Annotated in this window: 17 protein-coding genes and 1 pseudogene; 8 read left to right on the top strand and 10 right to left on the bottom strand. The window is 56.8% G+C overall.

What is annotated here, in order from left to right:
• The 3 genes from GHO03_RS20095 to GHO03_RS20085 form a co-directional block, all read right to left on the bottom strand.
• The coding region (locus GHO03_RS20095) for a biotin/lipoyl-containing protein (RefSeq protein ID WP_306108754.1) at positions 1–396 on the bottom strand (396 nt) is incomplete at its 3' end.
• Positions 397–1,452 (bottom strand): alpha-ketoacid dehydrogenase subunit beta, encoded by a 1,056-nt coding sequence (locus GHO03_RS20090; protein WP_016781432.1) that lies wholly within the window; start codon positions 1,450–1,452, stop codon positions 397–399. It lies immediately after the preceding gene.
• Positions 1,453–1,456: 4 nt separating this feature from the next.
• Positions 1,457–2,689, bottom strand: coding sequence for a 3-methyl-2-oxobutanoate dehydrogenase (2-methylpropanoyl-transferring) subunit alpha (locus GHO03_RS20085; protein ID WP_095018567.1), 1,233 nt, complete (start codon positions 2,687–2,689; stop codon positions 1,457–1,459).
• Between the two features lie 205 nt (positions 2,690–2,894).
• On the opposite strand from GHO03_RS20085, the gene bkdR reads away from it, so the two are divergent.
• A complete protein-coding gene (bkdR, locus tag GHO03_RS20080; RefSeq protein ID WP_016781430.1) occupies positions 2,895–3,383 on the top strand; it encodes a Bkd operon transcriptional regulator BkdR in 489 nt (162 codons plus the stop codon).
• 1 nt (position 3,384) lies between these two features.
• Here the strand turns inward: bkdR and GHO03_RS20075 are convergent, their stop codons facing one another.
• The gene (locus GHO03_RS20075; RefSeq protein WP_153379463.1) at positions 3,385–3,930 is read right to left on the bottom strand and encodes a histidine phosphatase family protein; all 546 of its coding nucleotides are present in this window, start codon (positions 3,928–3,930) and stop codon (positions 3,385–3,387) included.
• Positions 3,931–4,039: 109 nt separating this feature from the next.
• On the opposite strand from GHO03_RS20075, the gene copC reads away from it, so the two are divergent.
• Entirely contained in the window at positions 4,040–4,414 is a 375-nt protein-coding gene (gene copC / locus GHO03_RS20070; RefSeq protein ID WP_153379465.1) for a copper homeostasis periplasmic binding protein CopC, read from the top strand.
• A gap of 4 nt (positions 4,415–4,418) precedes the next feature.
• Positions 4,419–5,267: a copper homeostasis membrane protein CopD gene (gene copD / locus GHO03_RS20065; RefSeq protein ID WP_153400404.1), complete on the top strand. Its 849-nt coding sequence runs from the start codon at positions 4,419–4,421 to the stop codon at positions 5,265–5,267.
• A gap of 102 nt (positions 5,268–5,369) precedes the next feature.
• Here copD and lpxO read toward each other — a convergent pair whose 3' ends face one another.
• From lpxO to GHO03_RS20035, 6 genes and pseudogenes are all read right to left on the bottom strand, one after another.
• Positions 5,370–6,269 (bottom strand): lipid A hydroxylase LpxO, encoded by a 900-nt coding sequence (gene lpxO / locus GHO03_RS20060; protein WP_095001991.1) that lies wholly within the window; start codon positions 6,267–6,269, stop codon positions 5,370–5,372.
• Between the two features lie 234 nt (positions 6,270–6,503).
• Positions 6,504–7,433: a PfkB family carbohydrate kinase gene (locus GHO03_RS20055; RefSeq protein ID WP_095020769.1), complete on the bottom strand. Its 930-nt coding sequence runs from the start codon at positions 7,431–7,433 to the stop codon at positions 6,504–6,506.
• Positions 7,426–8,889: a cytosine permease gene (locus GHO03_RS20050; protein WP_095001989.1), complete on the bottom strand. Its 1,464-nt coding sequence runs from the start codon at positions 8,887–8,889 to the stop codon at positions 7,426–7,428. Before GHO03_RS20050 ends, GHO03_RS20055 begins: the two co-directional genes overlap by 8 nt.
• Positions 8,890–8,986: 97 nt before the next feature.
• Entirely contained in the window at positions 8,987–9,991 is a 1,005-nt protein-coding gene (locus GHO03_RS20045) for an ADP-ribosylglycohydrolase family protein (protein WP_153379467.1), read from the bottom strand.
• Positions 9,988–10,701, bottom strand: coding sequence for a GntR family transcriptional regulator (locus tag GHO03_RS20040; RefSeq protein ID WP_095018572.1), 714 nt, complete (start codon positions 10,699–10,701; stop codon positions 9,988–9,990). The genes GHO03_RS20045 and GHO03_RS20040 overlap by 4 nt, the downstream gene beginning before the upstream one ends.
• A 156-nt stretch (positions 10,702–10,857) precedes the next feature.
• Positions 10,858–11,193: pseudogene (locus GHO03_RS20035) on the bottom strand (endonuclease); the annotation flags it as partial.
• A gap of 511 nt (positions 11,194–11,704) precedes the next feature.
• On the opposite strand from GHO03_RS20035, the gene GHO03_RS20030 reads away from it, so the two are divergent.
• From GHO03_RS20030 to GHO03_RS20010, 5 genes are all read left to right on the top strand, one after another.
• The gene (locus tag GHO03_RS20030) at positions 11,705–12,757 is read left to right on the top strand and encodes a hypothetical protein (protein ID WP_153400403.1); all 1,053 of its coding nucleotides are present in this window, start codon (positions 11,705–11,707) and stop codon (positions 12,755–12,757) included.
• Entirely contained in the window at positions 12,726–14,204 is a 1,479-nt protein-coding gene (locus tag GHO03_RS20025) for a hypothetical protein (RefSeq protein ID WP_153400402.1), read from the top strand. Before GHO03_RS20030 ends, GHO03_RS20025 begins: the two co-directional genes overlap by 32 nt.
• Positions 14,205–15,051: 847 nt before the next feature.
• Positions 15,052–16,056 (top strand): DUF4760 domain-containing protein, encoded by a 1,005-nt coding sequence (locus GHO03_RS20020; RefSeq protein ID WP_153400401.1) that lies wholly within the window; start codon positions 15,052–15,054, stop codon positions 16,054–16,056.
• Between the two features lie 345 nt (positions 16,057–16,401).
• Complete coding sequence (locus GHO03_RS20015) at positions 16,402–16,698, top strand: hypothetical protein (protein WP_153400400.1); 297 nt, start codon at positions 16,402–16,404, stop codon at positions 16,696–16,698.
• Positions 16,699–16,758: 60 nt separating this feature from the next.
• Positions 16,759–18,141: a hypothetical protein gene (locus GHO03_RS20010; RefSeq protein ID WP_153400399.1), complete on the top strand. Its 1,383-nt coding sequence runs from the start codon at positions 16,759–16,761 to the stop codon at positions 18,139–18,141.
• Positions 18,142–18,345 lie beyond the last annotated feature (204 nt).

Genomic DNA, 18,345 nt, shown 5'->3' with positions numbered 1-18,345 from the left:
GGCCACAGGCGCCGATCGTTGTGCCGGTGCCGCCTTGATCGGTGGGGCGGCCACCACGGCTACTTCTACGCGAGCTTGAGGGGCGGCTTTTACTGCGGCGACCACAGGTTCCGCTGCAGGGCCAGCTTGCGCACTTTCACGCAGGTTGCCGGCGCCTTCGACTTCGATGCGGATCAGTTCGCTGCCCACGGCCATGACTTCGCCAGGCTGGCCACCCAGGGCCAGGACCCTGCCGGCCACGGGGGAGGGGATGTCTACCGTGGCCTTGTCGGTCATCACATCGGCGACCACCTGGTCTTCGCTGACCATGTCACCGACTTTGACAAACCATTCCACCAGTTCTACTTGCGCAATGCCTTCGCCAATGTCCGGCATCTTGATAACGTGCGTACCCATTCAGACCTCCATAACCCGTTGTAGTGCAGCACCCACTCGCGCCGGGCCGGGGAAATAGGCCCACTCCTGGGCATGGGGATAGGGGGTATCCCAGCCGGTTACGCGCTCGATCGGCGCTTCCAGGTAGTGGAAGCAGTGCTCTTGAACCAGTGCGATCAGCTCGGCGCCAAACCCGCAGGTACGGGTGGCTTCGTGAACAACAACGCAACGGCGGGTCTTTTTTACAGAGGTGACAATGGCGTCCAGGTCCAGCGGCCAGAGGCTGCGCAAGTCGATTACTTCAGCGTCGATGCCGGTTTCTTCGGCGGCGGCCTGGGCCACATAAACGGTGGTGCCGTAGGTCAGGATGGTGACTTCAGTACCGGGCCGCACAATGGCGGCGCAGTCCAGCGGGACGGTGTAGTAACCGTCGGGCACGGCGCTGGCCGGGTGCTTCATCCAGGGGGTTACCGGACGGTCGTGGTGGCCGTCGAACGGGCCGTTGTACAGGCGTTTTGGCTCGAGGAAGATCACCGGGTCATCGTTCTCGATGGCGGCAATCAGCAGGCCCTTGGCGTCGTAGGGGTTGGATGGCATCACGGTACGCAGGCCGCAGACCTGGGTAAACATGGCCTCGGGGCTCTGGCTGTGGGTCTGGCCACCGTAAATCCCGCCGCCGCAGGGCATGCGGATGGTCATTGGCGCGATAAACTCGCCGGCAGAGCGGTAACGCAGGCGCGCCGCTTCAGAAACAATCTGGTCGGACGCCGGGTAGAAATAGTCGGCAAACTGGATTTCGGCCACCGGGCGCAGGCCATAGGCGCCCATGCCCACGGCGGTACCGACGATGCCACTTTCCGAGATCGGTGCGTCGAACACCCGCGAACTGCCGTACTTGGCCTGCAGGCCTTCGGTGCAGCGGAACACACCGCCGAAGTAGCCCACGTCCTGGCCAAACACCACCACGTTATCGTCGCGCTCGAGCATCACATCCATGGCCGAGCGCAGGGCCTGGATCATCGTCATGGTGCTGGTACTCACGGCGTTCTCCATCTGAATTTTATTGTTGTCGTTCATCTGGTTATAACCCCAATTCCTGGCGTTGCCGGCGCAAATGCTCGGGCATTTCCTTGTACACGTCTTCGAACATGCTCGCGGCACTGGGTATCTGCCCGCCTGCCAGGGTGCCGAAACGCTCGGCTTCCTTTTGCGCGCCAATGATTTCCGCTTCCAGCTCGGCACTGACGGCTGCGTGCTCTTCTTCCGACCAGTTGCCGGTGGCAATCAGGTGCTGCTTGAGACGAAGAATCGGATCGCCCAGCGGGAAGTGGCTCCAGTCATCGGCCGGACGATACTTGGACGGGTCGTCGGAGGTGGAGTGCGGGCCAGCACGATAAGTGACCCATTCGATCAGGGTCGGCCCCAGGTTGCGGCGCGCGCGCTCTGCGGCCCAGGCCGAGGCGGCGTAAACGGCGATAAAGTCGTTGCCGTCGACCCGCAGCGAAGCAATGCCGCAGCCCACGCCGCGTCCGGCAAAGGTGGTGGACTCGCCACCGGCAATGGCCTGGAAGGTCGAAATGGCCCATTGGTTGTTGACCACGTTGAGGATCACCGGGGCGCGGTAAACGTGGGCAAAGGTGAGGGCAGTGTGGAAGTCCGATTCGGCGGTGGCGCCGTCACCGATCCAGGCCGAGGCGATTTTGGTGTCGCCCTTGATGGCCGAGGCCATGCCCCAACCAACCGCCTGTACGAATTGGGTGGCGAGGTTGCCGGAAATACTGAAAAAGCCGTAGTCGCGCACCGAGTACATGATCGGCAATTGCCGACCCTTAAGCGGGTCGCGTTCGTTGGACAGCAATTGGCAGATCAGGTCGACCAGCGGCACATCACGAGCCATCAGGATGCTTTGCTGGCGGTAGGTGGGGAAGCACATGTCGTCGATGTTCAAGGCCAGGGCCTGGGCGCTGCCGATGGCTTCTTCGCCCAGGCTTTGCATATAGAACGACATTTTTTTCTGGCGCTGGGCGACCACCATGCGCGTGTCGAAAATGCGCGTCTTGAGCATGGCGCGCATGCCTTCGCGCAACACTTCGCTCGATACGCCTTCGGCCCACGGGCCAAGGGCCTGGCCCTTGTCGTCGAGTACACGGATCAGGCCTTTGGCCAAGTCTGCGGTGTCGGCAGGTTCCACATCGATCGGGGGTTTGCGCACCAGACCGGCATCGGTCAGGCGCAGGTAGCTGAAGTCGGTCTTGCAGCCTGGGCGGCCGGACGGTTCGGGAACGTGCAGGCGCAGCGGTGCATATTCATTCATGGCTTTCTCTACGCTCGATCTTGTCGTGTTTATAGGCGCGGGAGCTAGGTAGTACTGTCGAAGATCTGTCTGATAAAAACCAAGATCTTGTCCTACAACAATCATATTCCTGACGCCGAAGAATATTTCTCTGTAGTTCATTGTGCTTTGCAGCGTTTAAGGATAAGAATTCTGCATAAACATAAAAAACAGGTGCTTTTGTCTCATGCGCAAGCTAGATCGAACTGATATCGGGATTCTCAATAGCCTTCAGCAGAATGCGCGCATCACCAATGCGGACCTTGCGCGATCGGTCAACCTGTCGCCGACGCCCTGTTTCAACCGGGTCAAGGCCATGGAAGAGCGCGGCCTGATCCGCGAGCAGGTGACCCTGCTTGACGCCGATATGCTGGGGCTGCATGTCAATGTGTTTATCCATGTGAGCCTGGAAAAACAGGTCGAGGAAGCCCTGCAGCATTTTGAAGCGGCGATATCCGATCGCCATGAAGTCATGGAGTGCTACTTGATGGCCGGCGACCCGGATTACCTGATCCGGGTGCTGGTGCCCAGCATTCAGGCGCTGGAGCGTTTCATGATGGACTTTTTGACCAAGGTGCCCGGCGTGGCCAATATCCGCTCCAGCTTCGCCCTCAAACAGGTGCGCTACAAAACTGCGCTGCCATTGCCTCCTGGCGGGCTGACGCTGGAGGAGTGAATTACACCCGCAAGCGCCAGCGCTCGTTGAAGCGCAGGTCGACCAACGCCAGTGGCTCTACGTCAATCAGGTTGAAGGAGGCAGTGCTCGCTGCCAGGGCGTGCAATATGGCAGCGCGGATCACAAAAGGATGAGTCACCACGGCAAAATGACCCTCTTCGCGAAACTCGTCGAGCCAGGCGCTGACCCGCAGGCACAGGGCCTGTATCGACTCACCGCCATGGGGCGCGGCATCGGGGTTGCTGATCCAGTTGGCTAGCGCTTGGGGCATGCTTTGTTGCAGGTCTGACAGTCGCTGGCCCTGCCAGTCGCCGATATCGTAGTCGCCCAGGGCGGGCACGATTTCAATCTCACCACCCAGTGCCAGGGCGGTTTGCAATGTGCGGGTTTCGGGCGCACAGAGTATGCGTACCGGCTTCTTCAGCCTGGCACTCAATTCGGCGGCCAACAGCAGGCCTTTCGGGTCAGCCGCCTCATCCACTGCAAAGCGGCCCAGACGCTGGGCTTCTGTGCGGGCATGACAAATAAAGCTGAGGCGGGTGGGCATACCGGAATCCTTGCGGGGGAGACGTTGTGTTTGTGTTGTCTGCGCTCGCCCTTCAAATCAGTTTAGGCGAGTATTATGACCGTGTATTTCACTCTCAAGGTACTGTGCAATGGCTGCTGCTTTTTTGAAGAAAGTTCTCAATACTGCTGCGTTACTGACACTGATGACCGGGGCCGGCGCTGCGTTTGCCCATGCCCATCTGGAGCAGGCGACCCCCGCCGCCGACAGCACGGTGAGCAGCGTCAACGAACTGCGCCTGGTGTTCAGTGAAGGCGTGGAGCAGGCGTTTACCCAGGTTGTGATCAGCCATGACCAGGCGCCGGTGCCGGTGAGCAGCATCAAGACCGAACCCGGCAACAAGAAAACCCTGATTGTGACACCGGCACAGCCGTTGCCGGCGGGTAGCTATAACGTCAAATGGAACGCCGTGTCTGTCGATACCCACAAAAGTGCCGGCGATTACAGCTTTACGGTGAGCAACTGAGTTGATGCTCAGTGCAATGGTGATCTGCCGGTTTGTGCATTTCAGTGTGGTGTTGCTGATCTTCGGAGCCTGTGCATTCAGGCCTCTGTTGCGCGGGGCATGGCCATCCTTCGACATTGATGGCCAATTGCTTAAGGTCAATCGGGTGCTGGCCTGGGTGGCGCTGGCCAGCGGCCTTGCCTGGTTACTGTTGACCACCCACTCGATGGCAGGAAGCTGGCCTGAAACCCTGGCCCCGGCGACGTTGTGGCTGGTGTTGGGCAGTACCTTTTTCGGCCAGGTGTGGGCTTTTCATCTGCTGTTTTGCGTGCTGTTGTTGCTCGCCTTGTATGCCCGTAGCGGATTTAACCTTATCTGGTTGCTGGGTTTTCTGTTGTTGGGCACGTTGGCTCCGGTGGGTCACGGCGCGATGCTGGATGGCTGGCGTGGGCAATTGCTGATGCTTAACCAGTGGGTGCATCTGGCGTGTGTGGGGGCCTGGATCGGTGGTCTGTTGGGGTTGCAGCTTATCCTTGTGCGGCCTGTCGGTCAGGACGTGGGCGCTGTGTTGCAGCGCTTCAGCAATCTGGGGTTTATGTTGGTCGCCGGGATTATTCTTACCGGGCTGATCAATACCCGCGTGCTGACCGGTGCGCTCTGGCCTTCACCTTTGTTTGAAGGCTTCGCCCTGATTCTGTTGATCAAGGTGACCCTGGTGGGGGTGATGTTGCTGCTGGCGCTGTTCATTCTGCTGATGAGTCGTGCGGGCCGCTTCACCCTGTTGCGCAGAAGCGTTGCATTGGAATGGCTGTTTGGCTTGGCGGCAGTCGCCGCCGTGTCATTGCTGGGCACCTTGCCGCCGCTGGTGGTGTAGCGGCTGACGAGGTGCGAGGCTGCATTAAGGGCCACAGGAGTTTAAAAGTGCGGGCCCGCTACGCAGCCCTTCGCAGCTTCGTGCCTCGTAGCGGCTACAAGGCTAGACCAACAAAAACACACCCAGCAACCCGCCGAACACCAACCATTTTTCTACGTAGTAACGCGTGCGATTGCGCTTTTTCAGCTCTTTGCCGCGCAGGCGAATCTTGTATAACCGGGTAAATGCGCGGTTCAGGGCGCCGGTTTTGTCACTGGCATCGTTAGGCGAACTGGCGGATGCCATCACTGTGCGGCTGAACCACTGATTGAAGGCACTGGCCCAGCGATACTGCATCGGACGCTCGACATCGCAGAACAGGATGATGCGATTTTTATCGGTAGTGTTTTCGGCGTAATGGATAAAGGTTTCGTCAAACATCACCGCCTCGCCGTCACGCCAGGCGTAGTTCTGGCCGTCAACGTTGATATAGCAGCCTGGATCATTCGGGGTGTCCAGGCCCAGGTGAAAACGCAGCGATCCGGCGTAGGGGTCGCGGTGACGCACCAGTTTGGAGCCAGGGGGCAATTCGGCAAACATGGCGGCCTTGACCGTACCGATGCTGTTGAGCAGCTCAATGGTGCGCGGGCACAGTTCGACCGCCGAAGGGTGGTTGTCGCCATACCACTTCAGGTAAAAGCGCTTCCAGCCACTTTTGAAAAACGAGTTGAAGCCGACATCGTTGGGTTGCTCGGAACGCTTGATCTCGCCCGCCTGCATCAGGTTTCGCGCTTCTTCACGGATTTCCTGCCAGTGATCCTGCAAGGGTTGCAGTTCCGGGAAATCGGCAGGTTTGAGGTAGGGCTGGCCGGGCACTTTGGAAAACAGATACAAAAAGCAGTTGATCGGAGCCAGGAAGGAGGAGTGATCGGTCAGTTGACGCCCGAGCTTATGGCGAACCTTGCCCCGCAGGTGGACATAGGCGATGGACAAGACGTAGACAGCAATAATGATGAGTTTCAAGAGTATCTTCACAATTCAGGAGAAACGCAGCCCTGCAAACACGCACAAATGGCCCGACCTCTAGAAGAGTTATCGGGCGCTGGAGTTGCATTCCGTGAGCCTGGTTAGGGTTAAAACAGTATTTTGAATATTTTCTAACGTTTCATCATGTTTTTGCAGATGTTTTTTACAGTCTTTAGTCCTGTTGTGGGCAGGCCTATAGTCGTATTTGCATGTAGGGGAATTCTTTTTCGATCAATGAAAACCATTTTCGCCCAATAAACGATCAATTTCGCCAGCGCCCGGCGCTGTGGCAGGCCCCCGACGGGTCACGGCGATTGCCGCTGCTGCATTGGCCCGTTGCGCCGCTTGCGGTGCGGGATGCCCGGCCGCCAATACGGCAATCAGCACGCCTGTATGAGCATCCCCGGCACCATTGCTGTCGATGCACTGCACCTTGAACCCGGCGATGTGTTGCTGACCGTGGCGGTCACTGATCCAGCAGCCTTGCGGGCCGTCGCGCACAACCGCAAGGCAGTGTGTGGGCAGGCGTGCGCTCAGGGCAGGCAGGGCGTCGGTCAGTGTGGGGGCATGGGTAAAACTCAGCGCTTCGGCAGTGTTGCCGGTCCACAGGTTCAGGCGCGGGAGCAGGGCGTCGAGCAGTTGCGGGTCAATATCGGTCAGTAACGGGCCGGGATCGAAGGTCACCTGGACACTCTGCGCCAGGCCCTGTATCCACTGCAAAAGCGGCCTCGCCTTGCCGACATGGAGCAGGCTGTAACCGCTGACATAGAGATGGTCGTCGGGCTGCACGCTGACGTGCGCGAGGTCGTGGGCAGACAACCCGCCTTCGGCACCAATGCAGGAAATAAAAGTACGCTCGGCGCTGGCTTCGGTGAGTGCGACGCACAGCCCGGTGTCTTTATGCGGGTCTACTGGCAGGGTCATGTGTATGCCCTCGGCGTGCATGGCCTGGCGAGCCATGTCACCGAACTGTCCCTGACCATGACGCCCCAGGTACACACTCTGCAGGCCGTTGCGCTGGGCAGCGGCCATTACGTTGAACCCGCCACCGGCGTGAAAGCTGGCGCTGTGGGCCAGCGCGTCGCCGCCGGAGGCGGGCAGTGTGTCCAGGCTCATGGCCAGATCGATGATCACCTGGCCTGTGTGCAGCAATCTAGGCATGGGCGCTGTCCTGTGCTGGCAGGCGGCGGTCTCTGGCGCCGCCCAGCAGCGCATACAGGCCGCCAGCCACGATGAAAGTCACGACCCAGCCGAGGCCGTTGTGGCCCAGCCAGGAATCGGCGAGCGGGCCGGTAAACCAGTCGGCATCGTTGCTGCCAACCCGGGTAAAGCATAACCCCAGCAGCAGGGCCACGGCCCAGGCACTCAAGGCCCGCCATTCGATGCCGCCGCTGTACCAGTAGGCGCTGCTGGGGCTGACGTTGAGCAAGTCGTTGGCGCTGTAGCAGTGACGGTGCAGCAGGTCGACGACAAAAATCGCTACCCAGGCGGTAATCGGGATGGCAGTGAGTGAAATAAAAGTGATGAAAGGGCCGTAAAAGCTGTCGGCAAATAGCATGAAGTAAATCGAACCACAGAAAATCGCCACGATATCCACGACGACGGCCTGCACCCGCTTGATCCTTACACCCAGGGTCAGGGTAGTGAGACCGGCCGAATAGACGGACAGATGATTGGACAGCAACAGGCCGCCAAAGGCGCTGACCAGGTAGGGAACCGCCATCCAGGAGGGCAGCAGGCTGCGGATTGCTGCAATGGGGTCGGTTGCGGATGCCAGCGCGTGGTTGCCGACCGTCAGCAACCCCCCCAGAGTAATCAGCAGAACCAGTGGAATCCCTGCGCCCCAGGCTGCGCTGGCCACCAGTTGCGCGGCGCTGACGCTGGATTTTTGGTAGCGCGACATGTCAGCCCCGGCGTTGGCCCAACCGATACCGGTGCCCGCGGCCATGATGCCAATCCCGATAATCACGGCGCTGACGGGTGCCGGGCTGGCGCTGAAGACGCCTGGCCAGTCGATGGTGGCGCACAGAAAACCGCCGACCAGCAGGTTGAGCGCGCCGAACACATAAGTTGCCCACTTCTGGATCAGCAGCAGCGTGGCGTGGCCCAGGCCGGAAACCGCAAGGGTCAGCAGGGTGAAGAGGGCGATAAACACCAGGGTGAGCACCGGTGCGCTTTTGGCTTCGGTGGGGGTATTGAACAGGATTGAAGACAAGGCCAGCAGCACAAATGCCGCGGTGGTGGTGTTTACGGTTTCCCAGCCGACACGGGAAATCAGTGAAACCAGCGTAGGACCTATGTTGCCCCGTACGCCGAATATGGCTCGCGATAGGGTCAGGCTTGGTGCTCGGCCCCGTCGACCGGCGATGGAGATGACGCCGACCAGGGCGAACGAGCCGCCAGCCCCGATCAAGGCGACGATGACCACCTGCCAGATGGCCAGTTGATGGAAGGCCACCAGCGTGGCGCCCAGTGGCAGGCCGAGGATGCTGATATTGGCAGCAAACCATACCCAGAACAGCTGCCCGGGGTTGCCGTTGCACTCGTTTTCGGGAACCGGCTCGATGCCGCGTGTTTCCAGTTGCCCGGCACTGTGCCCGGGGTCAGGGGAAGTCATGGCGTATGGCTCCTGATGCGCTTGTTATCGTTGTCGCAGGCTGTGTGTGGCGCTGACTTTGTGCCAGGCCCGTCGTGTTGCTGTCCATGGCAGGTTTTTACGCAAGGCGCAGGGCTAACAGATCGCGTGCCAGAGGCTGCAGATGCAGGTCGTTGACCCTTGTGATCTGTTCGATCAGTGTCGCGGGCCACTGTTGCATTCCTCCACAGGCACCAAGCATGGCACCGAGGATGGCGGCAATGGTGTCGGTGTCGCCACCGATGCTGGCGGCCATGCACAGGGCATCGAAACGGTTCAGCCCTGCGCTGGCCACGCGTTGGGCAAGGGCAAAGGCGACTACTACGGACTCCTGGGAAGCGACCGAAGTGCCAATCACGTCATAGAGCAGGTCGCCAAAATTGTCGGGGTTGCACTCGCAGCTGGCCTGTCTGGCCCAGCGAATACGCGGGCCGATGCGGCCCCCGGCAACCCAGTGACCCTGGTGTTCGGCGATAAAGGCCATTTCAGTGCCAGCATTGAGGGCGTGCTCAAGTTTTTTACCGTTTATGCCGCTGGAGATGACGGCGGCCACTGCGGCTGCGCTGGCAATCCCCAGGCTGGTGTTATGCGTCACCTGGCACGCCTGAACCACACAATGGATGAAGCGTTCCGGCTGGTTGATATCGCTGGCGATACCTACCGGAGCAATGCGCATGGCCGCGCCGTTGGTGGTGCCGTAGCGGCCCGATTCGGTGGGGCTGTGGCCAGCGAGGATCATCTCGATTGCGCGCTTGGTTGATGGCCCCAGAAGGTCCTGGGAACCCTTGGCCCGCATGCCGGACTCCCAACTAATCAGGCGCCGGGCAAGCTGGTGGGGGTCAATATTGCCTTTGCCTTCAACGAGCAGTTGGCCGACCAGTATTGCCTGCTCGGTATCGTCGGTGATTGAGCCCGCGGGCATATTTGGCGCAATGGGTTGATCGGCCGGGGCATTCTCAAGGGTTGTAATGCGCCCGAAGCGGGCCTGGATCTGTCCGCGACTGAACGATTGGGTCGGCATGCCCAGCGCATCACCCAGGGCCAGGCCGTACAGTGCGCCAAGGGCGAGATCCGCCTGCGTCATGTTGGCGTGCCAAATGAGTGGTACATGCGAAAGTGCACAGGATCCAGCCAGCTCTCGACCATTTCCATAAAGCGTCCTTGGCGGTCGTAGGTGGTGCGCAGGGCTTTGAGAAAAACCGTGCCGGCGGGGCGGCCGAGCAATAGTGCGTCTTCTTCATCGAGCGGCTCGGCGCCAATCCATTGGTCGCCACGATCACCGACAAAGCCATAGGCCGCCAGCGTAATGGTGAGCGAGTCGTCAATCAGCCCTATACGTGGCAGACCTTCCAGGCCACCTGTTGCGGGCACGAACGAGCGTTCCAGAGAAATCGCAGTGCCATCATCGCGGCGACGGCGGCGCTCAAGGATCACGAACTGGCTCAAGCCGAAACGATGCAGGAGGTCCGCACGCTCTATGGCCTCGAGTCGCAGCAGCTCGGTGTGGATACGGGCGCCGGTGTTGGCCAGGGCCTGTGTCCAGCCGTTGTTTTGGTCGAGCGTAATACCGTCGTAGGTGACGATGGCGCCGCCCTCGGTGCGTTTGGCAATGTATTTTCGCTTTTCCAGTTCGGCCAGTGCTGCTCGCAACGTACTGTGGCTGACACGCAGTTCTTGAGCCAATTGGTCTGCTTCCGGCAGCAGGTGACCGTCTGCCAGAAGCCCGCTTTCGATACGGTGGACGAGTTCGTCTACCACCCGTTGTTTTTTATTGAATCGAACCTGTTTGATCATGCCGAAAGTAATAGCTCAGCATTGTCGGTTCGGCAACATTCGCCCTCGGAATCCAGTCGGACAATGATTGGCCGAAAGCGAACGTCGAAGGGCAGGGACAGCACCTTGAACCGCAGTTTTAACCACGGCTCAAGGCGGGTGCAGGCAGGGGGGATTTCAACTGCAGGCTTTGAGGTTGACCGGGCCGACGAATTCGTTGCCACGGCCCATCACGCAGGCTACCGCCTGATTGCGCTGGCGCTCCCAGGCTTGAACCGGGTAGGTTTTGTTCCAGGCTTCGTAAAGCTGGCGGTCCTGCCTGGACAGACGCAAGTTGTATTGCTTGCTCATGTAAAAGTAGGTGCGCGCGATCATCCCGCGAATGGAGGGGCGGGGCATGACCTTTTTGGATTTGAAATCGACTTGTGTCAGGCACGAACCATATTGGCCTTTTTGCTCGGGCAACCAGCCAAAACTGAAATTGCTGCGGTCCCCGTTGACATCATTATCCGATTGGGCCCTATATTGACATTTTGAGTTGTTTTGCAAAAAAGCCTTTATAGTCAATGGGTTAGATGATTTTTTATATTCGCTAAGCCCTAGAAAATCGTGTCAACGTTGACATTTTCGGTAGTCAGAAAAGTTCGGATTTTTCCCGACGAACGGTACGTGCTGAGATAGCTTTTTGTAAGCGCAAAAGCTCATACGCCTCACCTCAATCATTTTCGAGTAGCCTCAGTTGCTACGAAAGCTGATCTCTTCGAAGGCCTTCACATTCTCTCCGCCAGTTTGCCCCGCAGCTTGTTCATTACCCATCAAGGTGGTGAGTGACACGTGATTCATGATGCTGGCAGCTTGCCAGTCTTTCCGTATATGCTCCGGCCACTGCATCACTAATCCCAGGTTTTCGGGAATGGTGTCGGCCTTTGCAAGGCTGCAACGGATGCGGCATTGCCGCCTTTATACCTGCCGAGGCGAGCCATTTCTCCTACCGTATAGGAGGGAGCTACGACATGGAGATTGCATGAGTTTTTTTTCGGACGAAGAAATAGATTCCCTCAAGATCACTCGGATGATCCTGCACGTGGTGGGTACCAAGAACTTCGAGGCACTGCCGGAGCGTGCGCTGGAGGAGGAAGCGTTCTTTATCGGTAAAATTGTGGATATGGCTGCTGCGCCAGTGTTCATGTTCAAGGCTGTCTCTACGACGCGGAATGAAATTGAGGCGATTGCAATCGGGGCCACGTCGTTTGTGATAGGTGCTCAGAGCCTGGCTGCTAGCTTCAATCGGGCACACGTCGTCGGTAGTGCTGACGGGGTTTTGTTGATGTTCGAGCTGTCTGTCAAAGACCCCAGCGTGAAGATCTATAGCCTGATCAAGTACGACTATAAGCTGGCTCTTGAGCAGAACGACGGTGCTCCAGGTAATAAGCTGCGCCGAATCGTGAACGCTTTGGTAGACGAAAAGAAAGCTATCCAGAAGACGGCGCTCGTCCGTGTGGTTAATGGTGTTGCTGATAAGAATGTTTCGGCCACTGATCGTACGAAGCATGGCGTAGACCTAGCAGATTACTTCACCGACTTTCTGTCGGTGACTAGGGATGTATCTGACACTGAGTTGAGCGAGCTTACCCGTAAGGTGCTCAAAGGGGCGCTTCAGGCCTGTATCGAGCACCTTCCTGGCAAAAATGTGGCCAAGGCCCTGAAGAAAGCACAAGCAAACCTTGGGACTCGGGCTCTGATCGATGAAGATGCGATCGTGGAGGCGGTGATGCTGGCTGCAGGTCACCCAGAGGATGACAAGATTGCCGGTCGCCTTGAGAAAGAGACTCGCACTCGCGTTAGAAAAAGCAAGTTGCATGAGCTCAGCTTCAAGCCTGATCGCAAGATCCTCCGGCAGCCCTACATGCGCAAGATCGTTACCACCGAAGGCGTCACCATCCTGTTCCCCGACAGGGCTGAAAACCCGAACGTAAAGGTCGTGGAGCTGGAGGGGGGCAAGGTGCAAATCATCGTGGATACCGACAGAGTCACGGAGGACAGCGTTGTCACACCAAAAGCTGGCCAACCTACTTAACGACCTATCGCGTAAAGGTCAGGCGCTGATCACTGAGGGTAATGCAGCCCTTATCGTGTCTAACCTGTCTGCTGACGCTGCTCGGTCGATCATTCAAGTAGCCTCTGCCGCCTGGTCGATCACCACGTACGACAGCGCCGGTGGCGAAACCGAGGTTGAAGAGGGGGATGAGGCTTTCGGGCCATTTCGTGCGGAGCTCTTAAAACCGCTACCAGAGCAGCACGATCAGACTGCGGCGTTGTACATAGCCACAGAGGCAGGGTTCAAGGCTTTCCTCGACAACGGTCATTCCGCATCACGATGGTACATCCTAGGTCTGCAGAAGCCCTTCAATACTCGTTCTCGTACGTATGCCGATTGGGGCGCGGAGCAATCCTACGTCGAATCGCAAGCGACGAAGTCGCCCCGGCTTTTGGTGAAAGAGTCCGCCGACGTCCGCACCGTCCCCGAGGATATTCGCCCCTGGTTGCTTGCAGATGGTCATGAGCTCGATGAAGCTGATCCGCTGCATATTTTCTGGGCAACCAAGGCTTTTGACGCCCTGAGCCGTTGTTTCGCGAATGAGATCGATGCGACCGGGAGCAAGCTCAGTTTTAAAGGGCCACCCAAGCTTAATCTCACTCTCTCGGAAGCGGTCAATAGCGCCGCGCAGATCACGCTGAATGACTTCAAGGTCGTACAGGATGCCGCAGTTTGGGTGTTCGACAATGCTCGTGAAGCCGAAGTTAAGCATATCCTGCTATCCGCTGAAATCGCTCGATCGGGTAGAGCGGATGGAGAGGCACTTCAGTATTTCAGAGAGAACCTTGCTGCTGCGCTGGATTGCGGAAAGATCGCATATCAGATGGCGGTCTCTGAGATCACCAAGGATACACTCAAATCTTTAGGAGACCTACGCAAGGCCGTCACTGAAGAAACTTCCAAAGCGACAGATGCGACCCGTCAAGCGATCGCAGCGATTTCGACAGCGCTGACTGTGGGCTTGGGCTTGATCGCTGCGCGACTAACTCTGCAGATCAACCCATACCTTATTTCACTCGTGATGGCGGTTGCGTTCGGCTACACATCGCTGAACGTGATGTCGGGTCGTAAATTCATTAACATTCAGCGTCAGTTACGCCAAGATTGGCAGTCGAAACTGTATCGCTTCCTCTCGGAATCCGAATACAAGAAAATGGTAGGCGATCCTATTGAGCAGGCTGAGAGCTTCTTTTACAGGATCAGTTGCCAAGGTCTGACGATGCTCGGCGCTGCAGCGCTGGGTATTGCCGTTTTCGCCTTCGTTTACACCACTCCACCTGCGGCAACGCCGGTAGTCTCGGCAGCGCTCCCTGCTTCAGCAATCGCCCCTGAAATCCAGCAGCTCCCAACACGCAAGCCCGTCCCCCAACACGAACATGTGTCAGAACAACCAACTCCGGCGCAGCCTCAGAAAAATGAGAAGTGAGCGGGATGCTCTGGTCTGTAACCGGATCTCTGCAGGCGAGGAGGCGAGCGTCTATGAATAATGCAGCAGTTCGGTGCGCCTAGAACTCCTGCATCCTTGAGACCACCAATAGCAACGATTTTTCGATCTGCCATGAGTGGTCGGTCTTGGCCCTTCGGGTCTCCATCCTAAATTGCTGCGCGTCCCGCTTGCTTAGCCTGGTCATCTTTTCGACGGATCGTCATAGAAATGGCAATTTTTTTTGAAATCGGGGGAGAGAGTCGTGATGACTGCATCCAGATGCTTCAGATCGGCGGCCCCGATGGTCAGCCAGATCATTTTCGATCGCTTTCGGCACGGTCGTCCAGACTGGGCAGGTGCGTCATTGCCCGCCAGCGTGTAACGCCACTTCCCGACCAAGTGATCCAGCATGAGGCTGATTGGAGGATGGAAATTTGATTACCATCACCTCAAAGCCATCAAGCCTTGGCATTTGGCTATTATGGCTCAAAGCATTTTGCCATCATTTGGGCGGCGTGCTATGATTAGGCCACTTAGTGAACCTGTAGCATTGATTATGATGGCGCGTGGACGTCACACGCGAAACATCTGAATTGATAGCATTTTGCGCTTTACGCCAAATCCCAAGCTAGGATTTGATTGCATTTCGATACTGAATGGTGTGAGAATCAAGGTGCAGGAAGCACATAGCGCTTAGCTGCCCCTTCATCCCCTGAGGAATGCATTATGAAGCCACAACTTAAATTGATTGCCAAAGAGATCGATTTGGGATTCATGTGATCTAGATCATGCAAGAGGCAACTAAGCGCCAATCGAGAGATTGGCGCTTTTTTTATGGAAAAAATAAATGATTTTTAACCTCGTCAACAAATACAAGTACCTTCTTCCTATCATCTATTGCCTCGGTGGTTTGTTGCTCTTGGGCGCGCTTGCTCCATTTTTTTGCGCGCAAGTCAATTGCGAAAATTGCTCCATGGCAACTGTCAATCCGTCGTTCTTCCTGATGCCTTTGTTTGCTTACGGAAGCATCGGCCTGGTCGGCTTGACCATTGGCTTCACCCGTAAGACTGCAAGTGAAAAAAATGCTCTGGACTTCGACAAAATCCGGAGTGAGTTGAACGACGCTTTTAGCGTCATTGCGGTCGTTCGCAAAAAATTGGTATCGCATGATTCCAAGGTTGATCGGAGAAAGGCCTATGACTTCATGCAGGGTCTTGAGGCTGCTGTAAAGGCTGAGAAGGAGAAAGCGCAACCTCAGGCTCAGGCGACTCCTGAGACTCCTGAAAGCCAGTCGAGCTCAGAGCTCGGCGCAACTGCGGACTTTGCGTTCATGATGAACCAGTCAACCACAGTTGAGGGAACTAACAGCTTCATTTTCTGGCGGTTTTCGCCAAGGCTGCCTGCGATACCTTCCACTCCAGCAGCTTCAGAAACACCTGTTAACAAGGACGTCAAGGCGGAGCCTACAGCTTATGAGGTATCGGTAGCCGCCTTCAAAATTCTGAATTCCTTCGAAGGATGCGCCAACGCCATTCGCTACGGAATTTACGATGAGGATTTTATTTACAACGTTTACGGCAGCCAGTTCATTGACTTCTACGAGTTGACGTACGGCCTCATGAAGGCCCGGCAAAGGGAGCTGCCACGTGCCTGGGTCAACTACGAATGGCTGGCGGTGAAATGGACGCTGCGACGCAAGATTACTGGTGTGACGTCCAAGGAGTGGGAGGAAACCTCTTACATCATTCAAGAGTCCCTCGCAGCAATTAAGGAACACACGAAGGTACGACCCAATCCTTCCAAACTTCAGAAATACATGGATAAGCTGGAGCGCCGTAAATTCCCGGCTTGATGCTGTCGCTATGCACATCGTTTCAATTGATCAGGGCAAGCCGCAGCCAAGACTGATATCCCTGTGGCCTTTTCCTCGCCTGGTTTTGTCCCATTCGTGCCGTCACCTACTGGTCTGGTTGCTGCCTTTGATCGCTTATCTTGCGTCCCGGCATTTGAGTGATTTATCCAGCTTGGGTCATGATCGTTAACGTTGTGCCTTGGCGCAGCACCGTGAGGCCACCGGCGGTAAAGAGTCTTTCCGCTATAGGCGTTGTGGCAGCTTGCCATCTAAGCAGCATGTCACCATCTTGTGGTTTTCTTCGGGTTGCTTACCGTTGAGTCTTTGGACGGGAACGCACTCTCAGTGCTTGCTGATCCGCCACCCAAGATGAAGGCCGGTTCGGTTAAGCATCTGGAAGCAGCGTTGCAGCAGGAGGTGAACCAGGATGATGCCAGGGCGATGACTAAGGTGCTCGTGGGCATAAATGAGCTCAGGCAGGCAGATACGCATCTACCGTCCTCGGGTTTTGGCAAAGCTTATGGTCTGGTCGGTATTTACGAGCATTCTGGGCTGGATGTAGTGAAGCGGCGCTTGATGCTGGAGTCGCTAGTAGACTCACTGGTGAAAATGGTGCAGGTCTTCGTCCGATCTCCTCATTAGAGCAAAAAGATAGGCTGCAGAGCCGCGCCTAGGGCAGGCTCCCTATATGGAGAGACCACAATGGATGCTGTCAGTCGGGTTGAGCGCGCAAGGATTAAAGCGTTTTATAAGCTGCTCGTGGATAGGCTCGGAGCCGAAGCTTGGGCTCAGCGCAGAGCTCTCTATGTGAAGCTTATTCGAGAGAAAGATTCGAGTTTCGACGTCAGACTGCCGGTAGAGCCGCAGCTCTTCCTGCCAGTAGAGAACGACATTGACTGGTACATTCTGGCTGCCTACCTGTCGCACGATTTTCCGCTCAGTGATTCTGCTTATAGCAGCAGAAGGATTTACCCGTACGCCATGGCCATCGGTGCCGTTGCAGATCAGTTGCGCAATGTGCCAAATGTCGGGGACGTGCTCGACAAAATGCTAGCGAACAACAACAACCCTGAAACCCAGCTGTTCGAGCTGCTGACGGCCTCTTTCTACATCAAGAATGGGTATGAGGTTTCCTTCATCCCCGAGAACAGCATCACCTGGCCCAATGGGAAGAAAAAATCTCCAGACCTCCTGGTTAAGTCTGGAGACGTGGAATTCTACGTAGAGTGCAAGCGCTCGATTAAGCAAACTAAGTATTCTCAAACTGAAGAGCAAGCTTGGGCTGACATCTGGTCAAAGTTGAGCCATCACATGCTCAAAGCTGGCCCTTGGAGCATTGCCGACCTGACATTCCATGACCAGGTGTCTGTGGTTACAACTGAGGACGTGATCAAGGTGGTCAACCTTGCCATTAAGGCAGGTGGGACGAAGGTTAGAGAAGGTTCGGTAAGCGCTCAAATCCACGTCATAGACAAGATGCACCTCAAGCGGCACTACAGGGATTTCTCTGTCCGCCCCCACAGCCCCCAGCAAGAGAAACTGGTGTTCGGCTATATCGATAGTAACGAGAAGCGAAGCATCGCGACCGTTGCTAGCCGGGTCATCCGACCAGGTACCAACGACGATATTTTGAACATGTACGTTAAGGGCGTGGCCAAATGCGTAGCCGCCCAATGGCGCTGCGACCATGAGGAGTCGCTCTCCACGCGATCCAAGCATTTCAAAAGCTTGGTCAATGATGGCGTCAATCAGATCCCGCCTGACCGGGCCGGTGTAGTGCATGTCTGGTACGAGACCTGTGATGGTATCCAGATTGAAGAGCTGCGGCGGGGGAAAAATATCGACAACATCTCGGCATACGATGCGTCAGAAACCACCGTGCTCGGCATATTCGTGCACGGAGTCAATTACTACCCATTCGAGGAAAATTACGAGTGGGCAGAGACCGTGCAAGACTTTGCTCGAATACCGAATCTGATGGACATTTTTCCGCGCCAAACCTTGATGCTTGGGTCTGACGGCGTTGACGAAATTTCGGATATCACCCATTGGGAACAGGATAAAATGGCGAGAACGCAGCTTTGATCAGAATCGATACAGGGCCTTGATTGCGCGCCACACTTCTAGGGACTCATTGGAGTGGCCAGATGGCACGGGTGACTCATGTGCAGCCGCGTCAGCACATCTTTGAGATGATCACCTCAACCGGTGTCTGTAGTGGTCAACTCATCCCGGACACGACGTTAAGTTTTTTCTCGGCCTGAGCCGGCGTTAGCCCGCCATTAAATT

This window comes from Pseudomonas sp. FSL R10-1339, assembly GCF_009600545.1.
Classification (GTDB): Bacteria; Pseudomonadota; Gammaproteobacteria; order Pseudomonadales; family Pseudomonadaceae; genus Aquipseudomonas; species Aquipseudomonas bubulae.
The sequence above is the reverse complement of the archived record's forward strand: the minus strand, read 5'-3'. Positions and strand labels throughout refer to the sequence as shown.